This window comes from Candidatus Amarolinea aalborgensis (assembly GCF_900491745.1).
In the GTDB taxonomy this organism is placed as follows: domain Bacteria; phylum Chloroflexota; class Anaerolineae; order SSC4; family Amarolineaceae; genus Amarolinea; species Amarolinea aalborgensis.
In genome coordinates this window covers 12,442-35,066 of sequence record NZ_UETR01000020.1, presented here as the reverse complement: position 1 = coordinate 35,066, position 22,625 = coordinate 12,442, and the positions used below count along the sequence as shown (strand labels likewise).

At 59.5% G+C, this 22,625-nt stretch carries 15 protein-coding genes; 14 read left to right on the top strand and 1 reads right to left on the bottom strand.

Annotated elements, in window-relative coordinates:
- Window positions 1–15: 15 nt before the first annotated feature.
- The 14 genes from ACPQ6D_RS18150 to ACPQ6D_RS18085 all read left to right on the top strand — a co-directional run bounded on the left by ACPQ6D_RS18150 (window position 16) and on the right by ACPQ6D_RS18085 (window position 18,741).
- Entirely contained in the window at window positions 16–1,836 is a 1,821-nt protein-coding gene (locus tag ACPQ6D_RS18150) for an AGE family epimerase/isomerase (RefSeq protein WP_423225764.1), read from the top strand.
- Window positions 1,837–1,982: 146 nt separating this feature from the next.
- Window positions 1,983–2,315: an STAS domain-containing protein gene (locus ACPQ6D_RS18145; RefSeq protein ID WP_423225763.1), complete on the top strand. Its 333-nt coding sequence runs from the start codon at window positions 1,983–1,985 to the stop codon at window positions 2,313–2,315.
- A 20-nt stretch (window positions 2,316–2,335) separates the two neighbouring features.
- Window positions 2,336–4,450 carry a glycogen debranching protein GlgX gene (glgX, locus tag ACPQ6D_RS18140; RefSeq protein ID WP_423225762.1) on the top strand — a complete coding sequence of 705 codons (2,115 nt, stop codon included), beginning with the start codon at window positions 2,336–2,338 and terminating at the stop codon, window positions 4,448–4,450.
- Window positions 4,451–4,563: 113 nt separating this feature from the next.
- Window positions 4,564–4,902, top strand: a complete 339-nt coding sequence (locus tag ACPQ6D_RS18135) for an STAS domain-containing protein (RefSeq protein WP_423225761.1) — start codon at window positions 4,564–4,566, stop codon at window positions 4,900–4,902.
- Between the two features lie 187 nt (window positions 4,903–5,089).
- Window positions 5,090–5,539, top strand: coding sequence for an ATP-binding protein (locus tag ACPQ6D_RS18130; RefSeq protein ID WP_423225760.1), 450 nt, complete (start codon window positions 5,090–5,092; stop codon window positions 5,537–5,539).
- Window positions 5,540–5,577: 38 nt separating this feature from the next.
- The gene (locus tag ACPQ6D_RS18125) at window positions 5,578–6,846 is read left to right on the top strand and encodes a PP2C family protein-serine/threonine phosphatase (RefSeq protein ID WP_423225759.1); all 1,269 of its coding nucleotides are present in this window, start codon (window positions 5,578–5,580) and stop codon (window positions 6,844–6,846) included.
- 237 nt (window positions 6,847–7,083) lie between these two features.
- Window positions 7,084–7,833, top strand: coding sequence for a MinD/ParA family ATP-binding protein (locus tag ACPQ6D_RS18120; RefSeq protein WP_423225758.1), 750 nt, complete (start codon window positions 7,084–7,086; stop codon window positions 7,831–7,833).
- Between the two features lie 163 nt (window positions 7,834–7,996).
- Entirely contained in the window at window positions 7,997–11,356 is a 3,360-nt protein-coding gene (locus ACPQ6D_RS18115) for a cyclic nucleotide-binding domain-containing protein (protein ID WP_423225757.1), read from the top strand.
- Between the two features lie 61 nt (window positions 11,357–11,417).
- Window positions 11,418–12,236: a hypothetical protein gene (locus ACPQ6D_RS18110; RefSeq protein WP_423225756.1), complete on the top strand. Its 819-nt coding sequence runs from the start codon at window positions 11,418–11,420 to the stop codon at window positions 12,234–12,236.
- Window positions 12,237–12,241: 5 nt separating this feature from the next.
- Window positions 12,242–14,074: a peptide ABC transporter substrate-binding protein gene (locus ACPQ6D_RS18105; protein WP_423225755.1), complete on the top strand. Its 1,833-nt coding sequence runs from the start codon at window positions 12,242–12,244 to the stop codon at window positions 14,072–14,074.
- A complete protein-coding gene (locus tag ACPQ6D_RS18100; protein ID WP_423225754.1) occupies window positions 14,071–16,107 on the top strand; it encodes a HAMP domain-containing protein in 2,037 nt (678 codons plus the stop codon). Before ACPQ6D_RS18105 ends, ACPQ6D_RS18100 begins: the two co-directional genes overlap by 4 nt.
- A gap of 108 nt (window positions 16,108–16,215) precedes the next feature.
- Window positions 16,216–16,527, top strand: a complete 312-nt coding sequence (locus ACPQ6D_RS18095; protein ID WP_423225753.1) for a winged helix-turn-helix domain-containing protein — start codon at window positions 16,216–16,218, stop codon at window positions 16,525–16,527.
- Window positions 16,528–16,541: 14 nt separating this feature from the next.
- Window positions 16,542–17,981 carry a cyclic nucleotide-binding domain-containing protein gene (locus ACPQ6D_RS18090; protein ID WP_423225752.1) on the top strand — a complete coding sequence of 480 codons (1,440 nt, stop codon included), beginning with the start codon at window positions 16,542–16,544 and terminating at the stop codon, window positions 17,979–17,981.
- A complete protein-coding gene (locus tag ACPQ6D_RS18085) occupies window positions 17,974–18,741 on the top strand; it encodes a cyclic nucleotide-binding domain-containing protein (RefSeq protein WP_423225751.1) in 768 nt (255 codons plus the stop codon). Before ACPQ6D_RS18090 ends, ACPQ6D_RS18085 begins: the two co-directional genes overlap by 8 nt.
- Window positions 18,742–18,763: 22 nt before the next feature.
- On the opposite strand, the gene ACPQ6D_RS18080 is transcribed toward ACPQ6D_RS18085, so the two are convergent.
- A complete protein-coding gene (locus ACPQ6D_RS18080; RefSeq protein WP_423225750.1) occupies window positions 18,764–22,549 on the bottom strand; it encodes a tetratricopeptide repeat protein in 3,786 nt (1,261 codons plus the stop codon).
- Window positions 22,550–22,625 lie beyond the last annotated feature (76 nt).

Here is a 22,625-nt window from a genome sequence, read left to right as displayed (position 1 = left end):
ACAGGAGAGTGACAGATGGATAAGTTGAAGTTTACCTTCTCGGACACCATTGCCGGCTATGTGACCCAGTACGACCGCACGCTGGATACCTACACGGTGCGCACCAGCGGCGGCGTCACCTACGACATCAAGCTGAAGAGCAACACCTACGCCTTGCTCACGCGCAACTTGGGCGATCCCTACCAGGATTGCACAGGACAGATGCGCGACATGCTGGTAGCCGACCGCCATGTTTTCACTTATGGCATTTTCTATCCCCAAGGCGACGGCTATGTCATCGAAGCTCAGTTTCTTGTCTTCCCCGGCCGTCGGGTGGGTGAATTCGTTTTCGAGCGCCAGGACTGGTGGGTGCATCAGATTGGGGAGCTAGGCAAGTTCTACGCGCGCGCCCAGTTTGGCGATGCGCCGATTGACTACAAGGACTACCGCACGAACATCACCTTGACCGGCGAAAAGGCAGCTGACCGCTATCGCCAGGAAACAGATACGATCTCCCGCCTGGTCTACGGTTTTGCCACGGCCTACATGCTGACCGGCAATGATCGCTTCCTGGAAGGCGCGGAGCGCGGCACGGAATACCTGCGCGACCATATGCGCTTTTACGACCGTGATGAGAACATCGTCTACTGGTATCACGGCATTGACGTGGAAGGACGCCGCGAGAAGAAGGTCTTTGCATCGGAATTCGGCGACGACTTCGACGCCATCCCCGCGTACGAGCAGATCTACGCGCTGGCTGGCCCCATCCAGACCTATCGCGTGTCGGGTGATCCGCGCATCCTGCGTGACGCCGAGTTGACCGTTGACCTGTTCGATCGCTTCTTCCTGGACCGTGAGAAGGGCGGCTATTTCTCCCATCTTGATCCGATCACGCTGGATGCGCGCAGCGAGGCGCTCGGCCCCAACCGCGGTAAGAAGAACTGGAACTCGGTGGGCGATCATGCGCCGGCCTATCTGATCAACCTGTGGCTGGCAACGGGCGAAGAGCGCTACGGCAAGATGCTCGAATACACTTTCGACACCATCACAGCTCACTTCCCGGACTACGATCACAGCCCCTTTGTGCAGGAAAAGTTCTACGAAGATTGGTCGCACGACTCCACGCACATGTGGCAGCAGAACCGCGGCGTTGTTGGGCACAACCTCAAGATCGCCTGGAACTTGCTGCGCATGTACGGCTCAGCGCCCAAGCCAGAGTATGAAGCCTTTGCTCGCAAAATTGCGGCCATCATGCCGTCCGTCGGCGGCGATCAGCAGCGCGGCGGTTGGTATGACGTGATGGAACGCAACCGGGCGCCTGGCGAAGACCTGCACCGCTTTGCTTTCCATGATCGCAAGGCCTGGTGGCAGCAGGAGCAGGGCATTCTGGCCTACTTGATTCTGCACGGCGTGCTGGGCGACGAGGAGTATCTGCGCATTGCTCGTGAATCATCGGCCTTCTACAACGCCTTCTTCCTTGACCATGACGATGGCGCGGTCTACTTCAATGTGTTGGCCAGTGGTGTGCCATACCTCATGGGCACCGAGCGCCTCAAGGGCAGCCATTCGATGAGCGGCTATCACTCCTTTGAGCTGTGCTACCTGGCCCAGGTCTATACCAACCTGCTCATCACCAAGCAGCCGCTGACGCTGTACTTCAAGCCGCTGCCTGGCGGCTTCAAGGACAACATCCTGCGCGTCTCGCCCGACATCCTGCCCCCCAACAGCATCACCATCAGCGAAGTGTGGATTGATGACGAGCCGTACAGCGATTTCGATGCCCAGGGGCTGACCGTCAAGCTGCCAGAATCGAAGGATCGCCTGCGCGTGCGCGTCATCGTGCAGCCCACGAAGTAACCGGCAGGAGCCAGGCGCGCGGCGCTGGGGGCGATGCTTCTTTTTCCCACGAAGATCATCGCCCCTGAGCGCCGCCTGGCTCGAAAGCCCGGCGGCGCAATCCGCCAGATTGCGCCGCCGGGAGGCTTAGGAAAGGAACAATTTTCATGGAAATAAACGTTCAGACCGAGAAGTCTATCCAAATTATTGACATAAATGGTGAAGTGGACGGCAATACCGCGCCCCAGGTGCAGGCGCAGATCATGAAGGCGGCCGAATCAAATCCGCGCCTCGTCCTGGATATGAGTCACGTGCCCTACATGTCAAGCGCTGGTTTGCGAATGCTGCTGGCAACCTACCGCAACGTGGTGGGTCATGGCGGTCATGTCGTCTTGGTGGGGCTGGTGGAGGAAATCAAAGATACCATGGAGATGACTGGCTTCCTCGACTTCTTTGCCCACTTCGATACATTGGCCGAAGGCCTCGCCGCTCTTGCGTAGCCGTTTACAAGGAGTTATCTATGGATCGAGTTGATGCATACCCAACGCACGAACACCAGGGCTACAAGCTGCGCACCGGCAAGGCTTTCCCCTTTGGGGCCACGCTTGTGCCAGGCGGAGTCAATTTCTCTGTTTTTTCCAGCCATGCCACCAATTGCACCCTGGTGCTGTTTGAAAAAGGGGCTTCCCGGCCGCTGGTTGAAATTCCATTTTTTGATGAGTTCCGCATTGGCAACGTCTATGCGATGATCGTGTTTGGCCTTGATTACGAAAGCATCGAGTATGGCTATCGCATGGAGGGGCCATTCGATCCGCCCAATGGACATTGGTTCGATAAGTCCAAGATTTTGCTCGATCCCTACGCCAAGGCGATTGGCGGTCGTGATGTGTGGGGCACGCCCCCGAATTGGGACGACATCTACCGCTATCGCGGCCGCCTGGTTTTTGACGACTTCGACTGGGACAATGACCGCCCGCTTGAGATTCCAACCGAGAACCTGGTGATCTACGAGATGCACGTGCGCGGATTCACCCGCCACCCCTCCTCCGGGGCGAAGTTTCCTGGCACGTTCGCGGGCATCCGCCAGAAGATTCCTTATCTCAAGGAATTGGGCGTGAACTGCGTTGAATTCCTGCCCATTTATGAGTTCGATGAGTTCGAAGGCAGCAGTGCAGATCCTCAGACCGGCGAACTGCGCGTAGGTAACTACTGGGGTTACAGCACCGTCGGCTTCTTTGCGCCCAAGTCCGCCTATGCGGCTACCGGTAAGATGGGCATGCAAGTTGATGAGTTCAAGGCGCTGGTTAAAGAGTTTCATCGTCATGGCATCGAGGTGATGCTGGATGTGGTCTTCAATCATACAGCCGAGGGCAACGAAAACGGGCCTTCCATTTCGTTCCGCGGCATTGACAACAAGACCTATTACATGCTCACCCCTGAAGGCTATTACTTCAACTTTACAGGCACCGGCAACACGCTCAACTGCAACAACCCGGTCGTACGCAACATGGTGCTGGACTGCCTGCGCTACTGGGCGGCCGAGTATCACATTGATGGCTTCCGTTTCGACCTGGCGGCCGTGCTCGGACGTGCGCCTTCGGGCGCGCCGTTGTCCAACCCACCGCTTTTGGAAACCCTGGCCTATGACCCCATTCTGGCGAAGTGCAAGCTGATTGCGGAAGCCTGGGATGCGGGCGGGCTTTACCAGGTTGGCTCGTTTCCTGCCTATGGACGCTGGGCCGAATGGAACGGCAAGTTCCGCGACGATGTGCGCAAGTTCGTCAAGGGCGAGGCAGGATTGGTCGGCGCCATCTCGCAGCGCGTACAAGGCTCGCCTGACCTGTATCTCTCCCGCGGCCCCACGGCCTCGGTCAACTTCATCACCGCGCACGATGGCTTCACCTTGAACGACTTGGTGTCTTACAACGAAAAGCACAATTGGGCCAACGGTGAAGAGAATCGAGACGGCGCCAATGACAATGATAGTTGGAACTGCGGATGGGAAGGCCCAACGGACGATGAAGGAATCAACAACCTGCGCCGCCGTCAGATGAAGAATTTTGCCGCCATTCTGATGATGAGCCAGGGTGTGCCCATGATCCTCATGGGCGACGAAGTGGCCCGCACGCAGAACGGCAACAACAACACGTATCGCCAGGATAACGAAACCAACTGGTTCGATTGGAACCTGGTGCAGCAGAACAGCGCGCAGCTGCGCTTTTTCAGTCAGATGATTGCGTTTCGGCATGCGCACCCCATTCTGCGGAATCGCTGGCATCTGCGCAACCAGGATTACCTGGGCACCGGTTATGCCGATATCACGTGGCATGGCACGCAGGCCTGGAATGCGGATTGGTCCGACAGCAACCGCACCCTGGCCTTCATGCTGAACGGCCGTTATGCGCAGGGCGGCCAAGCTGCGGATGACTTTATCTACGTGGCGCTGAACATGCACTGGGATGCTCATCACTTCGAGCTGCCTCGACTGCCTGATGGCATGCACTGGCATGTGTTTGCCAACACGGGCGTTGAGTCGCCGGCCGATGTGTGGGAGCCAGGCCATGAGCCGCGGCTGGATGACCAGACTGGCATCCTGGTGGGAGCACGCTCGGTTGTGATCATCGTGGGCCGCTAACGACCAAGAATTTTCATGAACCCGGGTTCACGGAAAACCGGGCGCCTGTCCGACGTTGAACTGCGATCAAAGATCATAGTTCATAGACGAAACGATAAGAATGGAGAAGAACAATGGCTTTTACAGTTTCAAGCAGCATGAACAACGGTATTGCCCAGGTTGCCCTGGTGGGTGAGCTTGATGGCAGCGTGGCTGGTCGGTTCAAGGACGCGGTTGAGGAAGCAGCCGCCTGGAATCCGCGGCGCCTGGTCCTGCTTTTGCAGGAGTTGACGTATATGTCCAGCGCGGGCCTACGAGTTCTAGTGTTTGCCCGTCAGAAAATGGGGGCGCACGTTGATCTCTACCTGGTAGCGCCCCAGGAATCGGTGCAGGAGACTATCGAAATGACCGGTTTCGATCAAAGCTGCATCATTGTGGATACTTATGATGCGGATGTGATCGAGGCCTTCTAGCCGATTACTTGAGAACCCGGGTTTCGAAAGAAGCCCGGGTTTCTCCCCTGATCTTCGAGATTGGTCAGGCCCAATGCTTGCGCCTGACTAACCAGCAGACTAGGTGATTGGGATCGCGGACGTGGGGGCTGAATTCGTTTGTCCTCTCGTCCGGCGATCAACTTCGTCTTTGCGCAGGAGAAATTCCATGCAGCCTTTGAAAGTGCCGGGGGCCCTCCCTTCCCTGAAGCTGATTCGAGATTATGTGACCGAGGCATGCACGCTGGCCAACATAGACAAACGTGTGGGCTACCGATTGCGTCTCGCGGTAGACGAAATTGCCACGAACATCATCAACTACGGCTATGAGCGATCCCAGATGTCAGGTGATATCGAAGTCAGCGCCCATGTACATGACGACTCGTTAACCATTATCCTGGAAGACACGGCGGTGCCCTTCGATCCGTTGCTGCACCCAACACCAGACAACCTGGATTCGCCGTTGGAACGTCGAGACATTGGCGGTCTTGGCGTCTACCTGGCCATCCAAGGCACCGACAAGTTTCTATACGAGCGCATTGATGATCGTAATCGCAATATCTTTGTCGTCAAGCGCGCGGCGCCGACGTCGTCAGACGCGGCTGCGTCCGCGTCATAGCGGGCAGCGAGAGAAATGCCAAAAGGAGACGCTTACGCGTGCTAATCCAATCTGCACGAGTGTTAGTCATTGATGATAGTCCGCTGCGACGCGCCACGTTGGCGCGCCGTTTGGAGGCGCTTGGCTATGGCGCGCTGCTGGCCGAATCAGGGCAGCACGGACTGGCCTTAGCCAAAGCCGAGAAGCCAGAGCTGATGCTTCTGCAGATCAATCTGCCAGACGTGACCAGCGCGTATGTCATCAAACAGCTCAAGGTGGACGAGGAGCTGAGCAGCATTATTGTACTCATGCTGACGTCCGGGCAAACGACCGAGGGCGTGGAAGCTTGTCTGGCCCTGGGCGCAGACGACTATCTGCCGGAGCCGTTCTCACCGTCGCTGCTGAAGGTGCAGCTAACCGATTACCTGGGGGTGCGTCAGCGCCGCATCGAAGAGCGTGAGCGACTCAAGCGTGAGAAGGTGCTCAATGATGTGGCGATCGCGCGGCGCTTCCAGAGCGATTTCTTGCCCAAGGAAGTGCCGCAGCCCAAGGGCTGGCAGTTGGCTGCCTGCTTGCATCCGGCGCGCGAAGTCGCGGGCGACTGGTATGACATTTTTACCCTGACCCAGGGACGGCGCATCGGCATTGTCATTGCCGATGTGTGCGACAAGGGCGTGGGCGCGGCGCTGTTCATGGCGCTCAGCCGCAGCCTGACGCGCGCCTTTGCACAGCAGAATTACAGCCTGAACCTGGTAGATTCACTCTTGAGCGACGGCCCGGCCCCGGTCAGCGCGCGCCCAGGCCGCCGCGGCTTACCTGCGATCGGCGCCACAGCCTTGAAAAACGCGGTGCTCCTGACCAATAACTACATCATGGAGAATCACTCCGATCTCAACATGTTTGCCACCATGTTCTTCGCGGTGCTCGATCCAATGACCGGTGGGTTGGTCTATATCAACGGCGGCCATAATCCGCCGTATATCGTGGGCGCAGATGGCGCCCTGAAAGCGGTGCTCAAGCCAACCGGAATGGCGGTTGGGATGATGGCGCAGACCGATTTTCGGACGGGGGAAGCGCAGCTTGAACCTGGCGACACCCTGGTCATGTACACCGATGGCGTGCCCGACGCGCGTGACCCGGCCGGGGCGCAATACACGGATAGGCGCTTGCGCGAGCTGTTAACGACGCCAGCCGCTTCCGCGACCAGCCTGCTTGAGCGCATAGACAACACGCTGCGCAACCACATTGCCGATGCTGTTCAATTCGATGACATCACCATCGTGATCGTGCGCCGCATGCTGCCGATGGAGGAGGGCAGAGCCGGCTGATGACCTCGAACCTGCGCAACCCCCATCGCCGTGGCGAACGGCCGTCGCACGTCTCGAACGTCATGTGCACGCGCGCCAGAACCCGTTGTTGACGATCGGGTGGGGTGTGCTACAATAATACACACTTCCAGCATGCTTGAAACCAGGCTTCGCGATAGCTGCTGCGCCTACGGTAGGCGCTGTTGGTCTGGTTATGCTGCAAGAAAATAAAAATCCGAACTGAGAAGGCGGGTCGTTATGATTATCTCTGTTCACTCTTTCCGAGGCGGCACTGGCAAGTCGAATACAACGGCCAATCTGAGCGCGGTGCTGGCGATGAGTGGCAAGCGCGTCGGCGTCGTTGACACCGATATCCACTCTCCTGGCATCCATGTTTTGTTTGGTCTCCAAGAAGGCGACGTCGTGCATTCGCTCAATGATTACCTGTGGGGCAACTGCAATATCGAAGACGCAGCCATTGACGTCAGTTCCCGCTTAGGCAAAAAAATCGCCGGGCAGATCTTCTTGATCCCCTCCAGCATGAAGGCCAGCGATATTGCCCGCGTGCTGCGTGAAGGTTATGATGTCGGTTTGCTCAATGATGGCTACCAGCGTTTGATGGAAGAGTTGAAGCTAGACGTTCTGATGATTGACACCCATCCCGGCCTCAACGAAGAAACGCTGCTCTCGATCGCCATTTCTGACGCGTTGGTGCTCATCATGCGCCCAGACTCGCAGGACTACCAGGGCACCGCGGTCACAGTCGAAGTGGCGAAGAAACTCGATGTGCCGCACATGCTGTTGGTTGTCAATAAGGCGCCGCCCATTTGGAATCCGAACGATGTCAAAGCGCGCGTCGAACGCACCTTCAATTGCCCGGTGGCCGCCGTCCTCCCCCACTCGGACGAGATGATGACACTGGCCAGCGAGGGCATCTTCGTCATCCGCTACCCCAATCATCCCATGACGGCCCTCTATCAGCAAATTGCGGGCATGTTGGACGTTTGACCGATTGCTCGACCTGGCGTCCTGCAATTCCTGAGCGCTGGCTAGCCAATCTGCACCTTGCGGGGAGCCTGGCCAGCGTTTTTTATATACGATTCTTGATCTCCGGTCTCTGATCTCAAATCTCTGATCTCGTATGTAAGGTTGAGTTTAGGATTTATTTGCCGTGATCGTTGTCCTGGGCAGATTGCTGAATATCCGACCGCACGAATGGCCGCGGCTGCTCATCCTCTACCTGATGTCGTTCATTGTCTTGACTGGCATCAACTGGGGTGAGACGATCGTCGAGGCTGATTTTCTGCGCCAAATTGGGGTTCAATACTTACCTTGGGCGTTCATTATCAACGCCATCTGCTCCATCCTCGCGATTTTCATCTATTCAGCTTTTGCCGATCGCGTGAGCAATGACCGGATTATGATCGCGCTCCTGGCGATCAGCGTCATCGGCATTGTGATCGGACTGGCGCTGCTCGCCGCCGGCGCTGTCTTGATCGCCTTTCCCCTTTTTTATCTCATTCTCAACGTACCCCTGCTCGATATCTACAACGTGCATTGGGCCACCTATGTGAGCAGCTTCTACGACACGCGCGCGGCCAAGCGCGTCGTGCCCGTTCTGGGCACCTCCGCGCGCTTGGCAGGCATCGTGGCTGGTCTCACCATTCCGCTGCTGAATCAACATTTCGCACCCACCGGCATCATTAGCCTGTGGATGGCCGCCCTGGTTGTCATGGCGTTGTTGACTTGGTTGATGCCGCGCTTACTGCATGAGAACGCGGCGTTGACTGCCGGCCACCCCGCCGCCAATCACGACGCGGGCATGACCATGCAGCCGCGGCCATCGGCGGCTGAGAACCTGCGCGAGGGCAGCGCGTACATTCGTCGGTCGGTCTTCCTGCGTTGGATGGCCGTTTCCACTCTGTTGTTCACCGTGCTGCTGGCGCTCATCAACTTTCGCACCAGCAGCATTCTCTTGGCTGAACTGAAAACGACCACGGCCATGGCCGATTTCATCGGGATGGTGAGCGGCATCGCCAATTTACTTGCTCTGCCCATTCAGTTGTTCCTTGTGGGCCGCATCATCGGTTGGTTTGGCCTGGGCAACGCCAATTTGATCTTCCCCACCGGCACCCTGCTGATCAGCGGCAGCTTAATCTTCTTCCCGCGCCTGGGCTCTGCAGCCCTTGGCTACTTCAACCGTACGACCTTTCGCACGGCGTTTCGCAATTCCACCGAAAACCTACTTTACAACGCCGTGCCGCTGCGGGTCAAGGGGCGCGCCCGTGCCTTCATCAGCGGGTTGATTGTCCCCATCGGCGCTATTCTGGGCGGCGTGATCCTATTGCTCACGCCGCTGCTTCGCGCCACGGGCGCGTCAGACTGGGCTTTGCCGGCCGCCATGGCCCTATTAGCCATCGCGTTTATTGTCGTCGCGGTCGTCATTCGGCGCCAATATAGCCAGGCGATGCTCACCTTGCTCGAGCAGGAAGACTACGCCAGCCTCTTGCTGCAGCATGCAGGCACTTTGACCAGCGCGGACCCACCCACGCTGGCGCGGCTGCGTAGCAAATTGGCCTCTACGACAGACCCTACGCTGACCCTTTTCCTGACACAGCTCTTGATCGAGATTGGCGGCGTCAATGCGGTGCCGACGGTGAGTGATACGATTCGCCAGGCTTCTGACCCCACGCAGCGCGCCGCCCTGCTCAACCTGTTGACGGCGGCTGATTTGCATCACGAGAGCGCGCGCCAGCTTTTCACCGAGTGCCTGGCCGACGCCAGTGGTCAAGTCCGCCAGGCTGCGCTGGCTGGTCTGGAAAACATGTTTGGCGCTCATCATAGCCAATATCTCAGTCTCGCCAGCACCCTGCTCAGCGACGCAGATCTCGACGTGCGCGGCCAGGCGCTGCCCGCGGTCATGGCCTCTGCTGATCCCAATCTGCGCGCGGCGGCCAGCGCTATTCTCGAGGAGATGCTCAGCAGCGCCGACAGCAGCCAGCGCGCGCGGGGCATGCAGGTCATGGGACAATTGGCCGCGATCTCCTGGCTGCCCGCAGTCATACGCGGCTTGGACGATCCGGTGGATGATGTGCGCTTGCAGGCCATACTGGCCATGGAAACGATGCTTCCACAACCGCTGACGGATGCGATCGCGCGCCAGCTCTTTGCGTCCCTTGAGGCGCATGCTCACGACGTCGTCGAACAGGTGCGACAGGTTGCGCTGACCATGTTGGGGCGACAATACACTGACGCCAGCACGCGCGCGAAGGCGTGCTCGGTTCTCATGCTTGGTCTGCACGATGAAAGCGCCAGCGTCCAACAGGCGGCGGTCGAAGCGCTAGTCCAAATGGGCGAGACCGCCTTATCTGCGCTGCAGCCGCTGTTCAGCGCCAGCAACTCGCGTCAGCGCAAGTTGGCGATCATCGTCGCGACGCGAGTGACGCCCCAGGCATGGGCGCCAACCCTGATGGCAGAGATCAACGACAGCCTGGCGCAGGCCGGCCGCCTCTACGGCTGCTGGTACGCCATGACCTCGGCATCGGCCCAGCACGCGGGCCTGCAGACCAACGGCATGGCTCTGCTGCAGGCGGCTGTGCGTGAACAAACCGACGAACGCCTGCATGAGATTTTTGAGCTTCTGGCTGCTCAGCACCACACGCAGGGTATCGGCGTGGTGGAAACGTCCCTCCGTGCCGAAAATGAGCATACCCGCGCCAACGCCGCCGAAGCGCTTGAGTCCCTGACGACTCCGGCTGTGGCTTCGCTTGTGGCTGCCCTGTGCGACCCTACCGCGGCTGCGGATCGGGTCATGAGCCTGATCGAGTCCAGCCAGGATTCTGCACCGCCCACGGCAGCCCAGGCCATCCGCGCCATACGTGATCGCTCGCAGCCGGACTACGACCCGTGGCTGGAGGCTTTGGCCTCTTTTGTCATGAGTCACCTTTCACCCCCCGCTGCTGCTCTGTTGGGCGACGCAGACTCAAACCTTGAGCAAACCAAACTCGCGGCCGCTGTCAGGCCGCAGGAGGCCACTATGCTCTCGCTGATCGAACGGATTATTTTTCTTAAAGAGGCGCCATTCTTTCGTGAGATGACGATCAATCAGTTGAAAGTCCTGGCGCCAGCGTGTGAAGAACAACGTTATCGCAAAGACGATGTCATCTTCCAGCAGGGCGAACCGGGAGGCGTTCTGGTCGTGATTGTCAATGGACAAGTGGGCATCGAACAAACCCGGCGTCGCGGCTCGTCCGTGCGCCTGGCAACGCTGGGCGCTCACGCTTACTTTGGCGAGATCACCTTGTTCGATAACAGTCCTCACACGGCGTCGGCCATTGCTCTGCAGGACACGCTTGTGCTGCGCCTGCGGCGTGAACCGCTCATCGCCCTCATGCGCCGGCATCCTGACCTGGCCCTCGTGGTCATCAACGTCTTGAGCAGCCGCTTGCGCGAAACGAACGATCGGGTTGGCGATCTGACGCGCAGCCGGCCGCGGGAATTGCATAAGCTCTATGATCAATTTAGCCAGTGACCGGCGGCCGCCCCTTGATCGCTCCCGTGCATCCTGGGTTAAGTCGCCCATGGCGCCTATCATGCATCCCTTGATTTTTTCTGTCACCGTATCCTCGGTAACCGGGGAGTGCGCGCTGGAGCCTGATCCCACGGCATCGTTTGCGCCTGCGGCCTGGCAGCAGCTGGCCGCATCGGTGGCGAGCGAAAAAGGCCTGACTCCCTTTTCAGCGGCTGTTCTCTATCGGCGGTGGCAGCAAGGACTCGCAGCCGTCGCCGTGGACAACGGTTCTATCATCGGTCATATCAGCTGCATGCCGATCTTTCACCAGCCCACGCGCAGCCGGGCGGCGCGCGCGCTGCACGGCGGCCAACCCATGGGCGCGTCGGTGTGGCCCATGATTGATATGTTCGAATTGCTTACCGGCTGGACGCACCCTGACTGGCGTAAACGCAGCATCAGCCTGCAGCTTCGCCAGCAGCTCCTGGCGCAAGTTCGCTCCGAATCCTTGCCGCGCCAGCGCTTCTTTGTCAGCGTTACGGTAGGGCGGGGTGGATCGCCCGTCCTGGCGCGCCTCGGATGGCACACCATCGCCTGGGACGCCATCCCTTATGTCGGCAGCTTGATCGCGCAGAACGCCGATGGCAAATCGCGCCCTGGTTGGCATGTCATCAACCATGCTCCCTACAATGGATCAGACGTTGCCGCCCTGATGGATACCACCCACAACTGGGATCGCCACTGCTTCTTGTGGGTCTCGCAGCCTGCCCTCGCCCATCAACTGAACGACCGACTGCAAGCCGCAGTGGGTCGCGATTTAGAGAGCTGGCGCCGCGCCTGGCGTGAGGCTGCATTGCCAACTCTGATTCAAGCCGGCTATCTCCCGGTTCTCTTTGGATAATCATCATGTTCAAAACCAGTCTCACCCTGCGTTTCTGCTTTGTGATCGGTGTATTGCTGTGGGGGCTGACAGCATGCGCTGGCGGGGCGTTGCCCCCGGCCCCCACGTTGGCGCCAACCCCCAGCCCGGCCCCGCGCACAGGGCGCGGGGTTGGCGGCGTGCTGCGCATGCTCTTTTGGCAGGCGCCCACCATCCTCAATCCACACCTGGCGTCGAGCCAGAAAGACTGGGCGCCAGCGCGTATTACCTATGAACCGTTGGCCAGCTTCGACAAGGACGGCAATCTCGTACCGATCCTCGCGGCTGAGATCCCTTCTCTAGGAAACGGCGGCGTTGCCCCCGATGGCAAATCGGTCATTTGGAAACTGCGCCCCGACGTCAAGTGGTCGGATGGCGTGCCCTTCACCGCGGCTGACGTCAAGTTTACCTTTGATTTCATCGCCAATCACGAAGTCAACGGCGCGACTACATTTACCAACTACCAGGGCATCAAAAGCGTCAACGCCGAAGATGATCTCACCGTGCGGATTGATTTCCAGGATGTCAATCCGGCCTGGGCGGTGCCATTTGTGGGCGTGCAAGGAATGATCATCCCGCGCCATGTCTTTGAACCCTACAACGGCGCCAATGCCGCCAGCGCCCCGGCCAACCTGCTGCCGATCGGCACCGGGCCCTATCGAGTCGTTCGCTTCAAGCCGGAAGAAGTGCTGTTTTTGGGCAACACCCTGGTCGAAACCAACAAGATTATTTATGAACCCAACCCGTACTTTCGTGAACCGGACAAACCGTACTTCAGCCGGATCGAGCTGAAGGGCGGCGGCACCGTCAACGAGGCTGCGCGCGCGGTCTTGCAGGCCGGCGATGTGGATTACGCAGCCAATTTGCAGATCAACTTCCAGGAGGAGCCTGATTTAGCGAGCGGCAGCAAAGGCCAGATCCTGGCGCCGTTTGGGGCCTTCGTGGAACGCATTTTGCTCAACCGCACCGACCCCAATCGGGAAACCGACGATGGCGAGCGGTCGAGCATTCAATTTCCCCATCCTTTCTTCAGCGACCTGCGGGTGCGCCAGGCCTTTGCCCACGCCATTGACCGCGAGGCGATTGCCAAGCTGTATGGGCCAACCGGTCAGCCAACCACCAACGTGCTGGTGTCTCCGCCCACCTTTGCGTCGCCGAATACCGAGAGTCTGTACCCGTTTGACCTGGCCAAAGCGGCGAGCCTTCTGGATGAGGCGGGCTGGACAGACACCAACAACGATGGGATTCGTGACAATGGCAAGATACGCAAAGCGGGCGACCCCTTGGTCACTATGCGCGTCCTTTTGCAGACTTCGGCCAGCCCCATTCGCCAGCAAACCCAGGAGATTATCAAGCGCACGCTCAGTAGTATCCAGGTGGATGTTCAGCTCACGTTCTTTGATTCGATCACCTTCTTCAGCAGCGACCCAACGATCACCAATACGCGCCATCACTTCTACGCTGATATGGAGATGTACAGCACCGGCAATCGCAGCCCTGATCCAGGAAGCTACATGCGCAACTGGATTTGCAGTGAAATTGCACAGAAGGCCAACAGTTGGAAGGGGCTAAATAAGGAGCGTTGGTGCAGCCCCGCCTATGACACGTTGTACCAGGCATCTACCGCCGAGATTGATCCGGCGCAGCGGAGTCAGTTGTTCATCGAAATGAATGATCAGTTGATTGATGATGTGGTTGTGATCCCCCTGGTGCGTCAGGCTGACATTTCCGGGGTGAGCAACACGCTGGTCGGCGTTGACCTCAGCCCCTGGGACGCAGACCTGTGGAATATCAAAGACTGGAAGCGGGGTACGCCATGACCGATTTACCCACCACAGCCCCCATGGCTCATGTCTCAGAAAGCGACGCGTCCGGCGACCGGGAGAATTTGGCTTACCGCATCGGCGCGCCGCTGCTCAACCGCATGGCGATCGGCCGGAAATTAAGCCTCGGCTTTGGAATTCTCGTGCTGCTGACAATCCTCGGCGCCATTTGGAATTATGTGTCCAGCACCGCGGCCATGGCCGGCATTAACGTTGCCGACGAGGTGCGCGTGCCTACGGCGCTGACAGCCATCCGCGCTGAAGCCAATCTCCTGCGCGTGCAAGCGGATGTGCGCGGCTACCTGGCGTTGAGCAGCGACGAGTATCTACAAGATCAGCAGCGTGATGCACGGGCCTTACAGAACGACCTCAACGAATTGACCGTCCTGTCTGCGCAGCTGTCGCCAGAAGACCAGCAGCGCCTGAAACGGGTGCGTGAACTCTATGACCAGTTGGCCGCCGATCTGCCCACGCTTTTTGAACTGCATGATGATCAATTGGAGCGCGAACCGGCTTACGCGATTGTGGCCACCAAGGGCTTACGCCTGGGCGGGCAGGTGCTGATTGACGTGGGCAAGCTGATTGACGAGCAGGGGCGGCGAGCCGCCATCGAGTTCGGAGATCAGACCGAAGGCATTGCCCAACTGGCCGAGATGGCGCGCTTTCAAGGATCATTCAGCGCCATGTTGTCAGGCCTGCGTGGTTACACCACGACGCGCAACCGCTCCTTCCGGGGCGAGTACGAAGCCAACCGCGACCTCAACCAACAAGCCTGGGATCAACTCCAGGCGATCCGTCCGCGGCTCAATGCGAAACAGCGCGATCTGGTGGATGCCATCGCCGCCAATCGCACGGCTTTTCTGCTCTTGCCCAATGACATCTTTCCCATCCTGGAGAGCGACCGTTGGCGTCAGGACCTCTATCTGTTTCGCACCGATGTCTTGCCGCGCTCTATTGAGATGATTAGCCTGCTGGATCAACTGACCACTAATCAGCAAAACGCGCTGCGCACTGACTTGCATCGTGGCCGCCAGGACTTGGTGCAAGCCAACCGCATTGTCTTGGCGGGCGGCGGGGTGGCTCTCCTCCTGGGCATCGCGCTGGCCACGATCTTCCGTGAGAACATTGCTGGCCCCGTGCGGCGCCTGACAAGGGTGGCTGAACGGGTGCGCGGCGGAGACCTGCATGCGCAGGCGCGCGTGCGCTCGCGTGATGAAATTGGCCGACTCGGCGAGACTTTCAACAGTATGACGACCAAGCTGAGCCAAACGCTCAGCCAGGTGCGCAGCGAGAAGAAACGCGCCGACGACCTCCTGCACGTGGTGATCCCCATCGGCGTGTCGTTGGCGTCTGAGAAAGATTTCAATCATTTGTTGGAGACCATGCTGGTGGAGGCCAAGACTTTTTGTCGCGCGGATGCTGGCACACTCTATCTACGCACAGAAACCAACCAGCTCAAACCTATGATTGTGCGCAACGATACGCTCAATTTTGCTATGGGGGGCACCTCCTCTGTCCCTGTGACCCTACCCACGATCCCGCTTTACGACGCAGAAACAAACGCGCCCAATCACAGCAATATCTCGTCTTACGTGGCCCTGGAAGGCCGAAGCGTCAATATCTCCGACGTGGCTGCCGCGTCGAAATTCGATTTCTCTGGCCCACGCGTGTTTGAAGCTCAAACCGGCTATCGCTCGCATTCGCTGTTGACGATGCCTTTGAAGACGGCCGATGATCATGTGCTCGGTGTGATGCAGTTGATCAACGCCAAGGACGCGCAGACCGGCGCTGTGACGGCGTTTGATGAAGCCCTGCAGCCGTTGATGGAATCGTTCTCATCATTGGCTGTGGCTGCGCTTGAAGCCTACGTGCGCGAGCAAGGCTTGCGTCAGGAAATTCAACAGCTGCGGATCGAGATTGATGAAACGCGGCGCCAGCATGAAGTCAGCGCCATCGTGGACACCGACTTCTTTCAAGCGCTGCAATCCAAGGCTCGGACCATGCGTAAGCGCATGGCCCCTGCTGAATAGGTGCAGCTCTCCGGCGGTCGTTGGATGACGGCCGCGTGGCCGAGCAGCCGTGACGTGTCCCCTGATGTGCGGTAAAAATGCCTGGTGCATGAAAGGGTGGGTAGATGAATGGCAAGCTTCAATGAATTGATGGACCAACTGCACGCGGTTGGCGCCTTTCCTGGCATCACGCCGGTTGATATCCTTGCTCTGCCTGATCCAGTTGACTCGGCCGTGCAGAGAATTCTTCGGCGAGGCCCGATGAGCGCGGGCGAAATGGCCTCTCTCCTTGATCTATCCGAGAGTGAAGCCAAGCAAATTGCCGATCTCCTGGTTGAAAAAGGCTATCTATTGACGGAAGAACGCCGCAGTGATGGTAGTTTGGTGTACAAGGTGTACTTTGCACGGATGCGAGGTCGCAGCATTCCGCTCGATCTATGAGGTGTGAACCCACAATGACTTTACCCAAAGACCGCACCACTGTCCTCAGCGCGGTCAGCATCTTTTCCGAAACGCCGCGCGAATCCCTGGGGCTTATTACGCCTTTGCTCGAAGAAATCACCGTGGCCGCCGGCGAGACGGTGATCGAGCGGGGTGAGATGGACGATGCCATGTACATTATCGAAAGCGGGCGCATGATCGTGCATGACGGCGAACGGGAACTCAACAACCTGGGGCCGGGCGACGTCTTCGGCGAGATGGCGGTGCTCGACCCAGAACCGCGCAGCGCCTCGGTGACAGCCCTGGAGGCGAGCGTACTTTTGTGCCTCAGACGAGACGCGCTGCACAATTTGATGATGCAGCAGCCGAAAATCGCCCGCGGCGTCATTCGTATGTTGTCTGATCGTTTGCGTCGCATGGTCTACGACATGTCGGTTGAATTTGCTTATATGCAGCAGTTTGCCCGCCTCACCGCGGCCGCCGTGGCGATTGAGAGTGAGATTTACGTGCCTGAAAGCCTCGACGACGTCGCCGCACGCCCAGATGAGTTGGGGCAGTTGGGGCGCGTCTTCCAGCAAACGATCCGTGAATTGGCCCGCCGCGACCAACAACTGCGCGAGCAGGTGGCGCGCCTGCAGATTGAGATCAACGAGGTCAAGAAGTCGCACCAGGTGTCCGAACTGACGGAGACGGCGTACTTTCGCAATTTGCAGCAGCAAGCGCAGCGCCTGCGCCGGCGCCGAAAACCGCTGGCCCGCGCGCCGGCCGTGGATGCCCAACCTCAACCCGCGCTCCAGCAGCCAGCACTGCCGGCGCAGCCTGATCTGGCCCGCGCACGCCAATACGTTGTCAAGCGTTTAAGCACGGAGTTGGCGCCGCAGTACATCTATCATTCCCTGCACCACACCCTGGATGATGTGGCGCCGGCCGCAGAGCGTTTGGCAGCGCTCTCTGGCATCGAAGGCGAGGATCTGCTGTTGCTGATGACAGCCGCGTATTTTCACGACATCGGCTTTGTGGTCAATCGCGCCAACCATGAGGTGATTGGGGCCGATATTGCGCGCACGGTTTTACCGGGTATGGGCTACCAGCCCGAACAAATTGATGCGATCTGCGGTATGATCATGGCGACGCGACTTCCCCAAAGCCCGCGCACCACCCTGGAAAAAATCTTGGCCGACGCGGATCTCGATCTGTTGGGGCGCGCCGATTTCTTCGAACGCAACGCCGCCCTGCGCGCCGAATTGGCGGCCTTCGGCGCTGCGCCGAACGACTACGAGTGGCACCTATCTCAGCTGCAGTTTGCGCGCCATCATGACTACCAAACTCCCGCTGCGCTCGCGCTGCGCCAGGCTGGAAAGGCAGCCAATATCGCCGCCCTCGAACGCTTGGTCGAGGCCAGCCAGCCCCCATCTCTCCCACAGCACACAGAGTCACAAAAAAGCCATGGCTGAACCAATTCACGTCAACCACGAGGTATTGTCTCAAGATGACATGATGGCAGTTCTGCGGACGACCACCATCTTCATGGAGACGCCGGACGCGGCCCTGAGAGAGGTGGCTGATCTGCTGCGCCCACAAAGCCTGGCCGCCGGTGAGCAGCTTTTTGCCCGCGGCGACCCTGGAGATTGCATGTACATTCTGGTGAAGGGTCGCGTCCGCGTGCATGATGGCGAGCGCGTGTTGAACGACCTGTGGGCCGGTTCCGTCGTGGGTGAAATGGCGATCCTGGACGATGCCGGGCGCGTGGCTTCGGTCACGGCGGTCGAGCCAACGCAGTTACTGCGGCTGGACGAGGCGCCCTTCCAGGCCTTGATGGATGTGCAGCCTGAGATCGGTTTTGCCATCATCAAGGTGCTGTGTCAATATCTGCGCGCGCGCCTCCGAGACATGGCGCAGGATTTTGTCTATTTGCAGCACATCGGCCGCATGACAACGGCCGCGGCCGCCTTGGAGGACGGCAGCTATGATCCGTCTTCCATTGCTGACCTGACCGAACGCTATGACCCACTTGGGCAGTTGGCGCGGGCGTTTCAGCATATGGCGAACGAAGTCCTTGCGCGTGAGATCAGCCTGCGCGAACAGGTGCAGGCTCTGACCATCGAAATTGACCAGGCCAAAAAGGAGCGGCAGGTCGCGGAGATCACCGAAACCGATTATTTTCGCGCGCTGCAAGCGAAAGTGGGTCGGCTGCGCGGCCGCCGCGGGCCGTAGACAAACAGCGGCGTCATCTCGCTCATAGTTGATCCAGCGCCTCGTTGATCGCCTCTGCCTGTGACAGCGCCCGTCCTTGCGCCCATGCGCGCGCGTGCGCCGGGCTGTCAATGGGGCCGAGCGCCGACGCCAGCAATCTGTCCAACCGCGCTTGTTCCGCGCCCGAAAGCGGCACGCCGATGGCGGCGCGCAGCGCCGCGGCCGCGCCGATCAAGCGCAAAGCCGGGGTCGGCTTGCCCTCGAGGGCGAGCAAACAGCCGATATCCTCCAGCAGATAGGCCAAGGCCCATTTGTCCTCAAATCCTCGATAGATCAGCAGACTCTCACGGTACAAGGCATGCGCACGGTCATCATCGCGCTGACTGCGCGCGGCGTTGCCCAGATTGTTCAAGAAATTGGCAATCGTCCAGCGGTCGCCCACCTGCCGCATGAGCGCCAGCGCCTCTTCGAAACAGGGCAGGGCCTCTCCATAGTTGCCCAGGTCAAGCAGGACGTTGCCCAGGTTGTTGAGCGAAACCCCAATGGCCCAGCGGTCGCCAAAGCTGCGGCGGATCGTCAAGCTCTCTTCGTGCAGGCGTCGCGCCTCTGGCAGGTTTCCCTGGCGTCGCGCCACAATCGCCAGGTTGCTGAGCAGACTGGCGACGCGCGGCTGGTCGCCCACTTCACGCCGCAGGGTCAGGCTTTGCAGGTAATGGGCCTGCGCGCTGGCATAGTCGCCCTGCTGATCGGCCAGAGTGCCCAAGTAGTGCAGCACCTGACCTAAGCCTTCTTTGTCTGCCAGGGCCTCGAAGCCGCGCTGCGCCGTGGTTAGCCATTGCCACGCTTCCACAAAGCGGGCTTGCTTGCGGCAGTTTTCACCCAGACGCACTTGACACCACGCCGCTGTCAGTGAATCCTGCAAGTCAGCGGCCAGTCCCAACGCCTCCGTGTAGAGCTCGTTGGCTTCACGCCAGTTGCCCACCAATTCGAAGACCTGGCCCAGGCTGAGCAAAACGCCCATTCTTTCTGTGCGACTAAGCATAGGTAAAACGCGCTGGTAATAGTCAATCGCGGCGCTGTTGGCGTAGCGCGCCTGCGCGGCCTGGCCTGCTTTCAGGAAATACTCGCGTTGTTTTGTGATGTTGTTGCTGCGCGCATAATGAAAAGCCAGGAGATCCAGATACGAATCGAGCGACTCGTAGTAGGTCTCCTCCACGAATTGCCCCAATTGGCCGTGAAGGGTGGCGCGGGTGGCGTAGGGCAGGCTTTCATAGGCAACCTCCTGCGTGACAAGGTGCTTGAAGAAATAGACGGTATCTGGCTCTGTGCGCTCCAGCGCCATCAAATCCAGGCTTGCCAGGGTTTCCAGATCCCGCTGCACGCGGTCATGCTCGCCGAGGCTGGGATGAACACCGCGCAGGAGATGCGAACCAAACAGGCGGCCGATGACGCTGGCGGCCTTGAGCGTGATTTGCTGACTTTCGCTGAGCTGATCAATGCGACTCAGAATGAGGCTGTGCAGACTGACTGGCAGATCGAGCTGCGCAATGGCCTGGGTGTCATCCAACGCGATCCCGCGCGCCTGGATGTAGTTCAGCAGCTCCTCGATATAGAACGGATTACCGTCGGCGCGTTCCAGGATACGCTCGACCAAAGCGGCTGGCAAATGATCAGCCGAAATGGGCGCAACGCCTTCGGTTTGCGCCCGCTGGCCGATTTTCAGCGCGATCAATTGGGCTGCTTCCGCGGGCGAGAATTCGCCCAGGGTAATCTGCGTGATGCCCGGCAAGCGGCTGAGTTTCGGCGCTTGTTCCTGAGCCACCGTGGGGGGGCGAAAGGTCATTACCAATAGAATCGGCAGATCAACCAGCGTTTGCCCAAGCGCCTCAAGCAGGTCTTGCGAGAGTGCGTCAATCCAATGCGCATCTTCCAGGATGATCAACAACGGCGTCGTGGCAGCCAATGCGCGCAAGCAGTCCACCAGCAGCGCCTCAAGCGACGTTTTGCGCAGCTTGGCATCAAACGTGCGCGTCAGATCGTTGTCCGGGATGGAAAGATTGAGCAGGAGACCCAGCAACGGCAAGCGAGGAACCAGGGTCGGGTCAATCTGGCGTAGCGATGTTTCTAGCCGCTCAATCTGGCGCGTGGTCACGTTGGTTGCAGAGCCAGTCGTTTCATGGGTATCATCTCCCGCTGTCTCTTCCAACGCATCGCTGTCCACGCTTAACAAGCCGCGCCAGATGTTCTGCCAAACCAGGTAACTGCTGTTGGTGCCGTAGGATTCGCACTCGCCAGCAAAACTGGAAAACCCACGGTCGCCGGCCACGCGAATCACCTCGGCCACCAGGCGCGATTTGCCCATGCCCGCTTCACCCATGATGGTGATGATCTGGCCCTGCCCGGCGCGCGCCGCGGCCAGTCGTGACTCGATCAGGGCGAGTTCGCTCTTTCGCCCCACCATTGGCAGCGCGTACCCGGTTTCATGCACGCCCAAGGCCGACTTACGCCGCCGCCCAATCAGGCTGGCGATGGCGATAGGCAACGACTTGCCTTTGACCCGGATGGCCGGCAAATCCTCCCAGGCAAAGCCAGCCCCTGCGGTCAGCTGCACGGCATCGGTGACCAGAATTTGCCCAGGTTTGGCGGCCTGCATCAAACGCGCGGCCACATTCGCCGCGTCGCCCATCACGCCGTAGGTACGGCGCGTGACGCCGCCGTAAGCGCCTGTGCGCATACGGCCGCGCGCGATGCCAATCTGCACCGGGGTCAGATAGTCCAATGACGCCGCCAGGGCGCGCAGTTCCAGCGCCGCCGACAGCGCCCTGGCCGCGTCATCTTCATGCGCATGCGGCGCGCCAAAGGCGGCGAACAGGTAGCTGCCCTTGTCGCCAACCACGATTTGCAGCAGCGTGGCCGCGTAGCGCGCCAACAACCGCTGCACTTCGCAGATGAATTGATCGAGCTTGCTGCCTACCGATTCGTCGTCATCGTAATCGAGGCCGCCAAAACGCAGAAACAGCGACACCGCTGGCCGCAGTTCGGCGAGAAATTCACCGCCGCCGGTGCGCAGGCGCTCGTACACAGCGGGCAGGAGCCACGGCCGCACCTGCGGCTCGCTGAGTGCATCGGCAGGCAGGGGAGGCCACGGACGCGGCTCGACAACCTGCTGGATGCTGGCGACAACTCCCAGGCGAGCCGGTGATTCCTCAGTTTGCGCATCGGAATGATCCCGTGCGCGCCAGGCTCCGAAGATCACGGCGTCGCCCACAGCCGCGACGGCCGTGGCATCGAGGAGCACCTCCCCTTTGTCTGCGTGGTGTTCAGCCTCTGCCAGACGGTCAAGGGTGGCGCCAGACAAGACATCAACTACCTGTACGGCGTGGTCGCCCACCACAAAGCGGCGCACCGGGCCAACCGCCACCGTGGCCTTGACGGCCAGGGAAATCGTCCCCGCACTGGGCAAGGGCACCGACTGCAAGGGCCGCATGGCTTCTTGCATCGCCAACGCGCACGCGGTGGCGCGTAAGCCGTTGTCGCCGTCAAACCAACACGTAATCGCATCGCCGCTGAAGCCAATGACGCTGCCGCCATAGCAATCGAGTTCAGCAATCAACGTGTCGTAGACCTGGTTCAAGTAGCGCGTGAGCTCCTCGGCGCCAAGCTGAGGGCCGAGGCTCTGCGCCAGGGCTTCGGTCAAGGGCGTAAAGCCAGAGATGTCAACGAACAACGCCGCGCCGGTTGTCTGTTCCGGCAACGTGACGCCTGCCGCGATGGCCTGGCGCCGATCCATGGGAATATAAACAGCCTGAAGCTCGATCGGTGTCTGCATTCACAAATTCCAATCCACTACGCTATCTGTAGGTTACAGCCCCGGTGTGACGAGCATGCGTTACCCGCATCACGTC

Bases quoted from the DNA above. Each gene is read 5' to 3' on its own strand.
- ACPQ6D_RS18080 (WP_423225750.1), bottom strand. From the start codon at position 22,549: ATGCAGACACCGATCGAGCTTCAGGCTGTTTATATTCCCATGGATCGG.
- ACPQ6D_RS18090 (WP_423225752.1), top strand. From the start codon at position 16,542: ATGACTTTACCCAAAGACCGCACCACTGTCCTCAGCGCGGTCAGCATC.
- glgX (WP_423225762.1), top strand. From the start codon at position 2,336: ATGGATCGAGTTGATGCATACCCAACGCACGAACACCAGGGCTACAAG.
- ACPQ6D_RS18095 (WP_423225753.1), top strand. From the start codon at position 16,216: ATGGCAAGCTTCAATGAATTGATGGACCAACTGCACGCGGTTGGCGCC.
- ACPQ6D_RS18135 (WP_423225761.1), top strand. From the start codon at position 4,564: ATGGCTTTTACAGTTTCAAGCAGCATGAACAACGGTATTGCCCAGGTT.
- ACPQ6D_RS18145 (WP_423225763.1), top strand. From the start codon at position 1,983: ATGGAAATAAACGTTCAGACCGAGAAGTCTATCCAAATTATTGACATA.
- ACPQ6D_RS18150 (WP_423225764.1), top strand. From the start codon at position 16: ATGGATAAGTTGAAGTTTACCTTCTCGGACACCATTGCCGGCTATGTG.
- ACPQ6D_RS18130 (WP_423225760.1), top strand. From the start codon at position 5,090: ATGCAGCCTTTGAAAGTGCCGGGGGCCCTCCCTTCCCTGAAGCTGATT.
- ACPQ6D_RS18110 (WP_423225756.1), top strand. From the start codon at position 11,418: ATGCATCCCTTGATTTTTTCTGTCACCGTATCCTCGGTAACCGGGGAG.
- ACPQ6D_RS18105 (WP_423225755.1), top strand. From the start codon at position 12,242: ATGTTCAAAACCAGTCTCACCCTGCGTTTCTGCTTTGTGATCGGTGTA.
- ACPQ6D_RS18100 (WP_423225754.1), top strand. From the start codon at position 14,071: ATGACCGATTTACCCACCACAGCCCCCATGGCTCATGTCTCAGAAAGC.
- ACPQ6D_RS18085 (WP_423225751.1), top strand. From the start codon at position 17,974: ATGGCTGAACCAATTCACGTCAACCACGAGGTATTGTCTCAAGATGAC.
- ACPQ6D_RS18120 (WP_423225758.1), top strand. From the start codon at position 7,084: ATGATTATCTCTGTTCACTCTTTCCGAGGCGGCACTGGCAAGTCGAAT.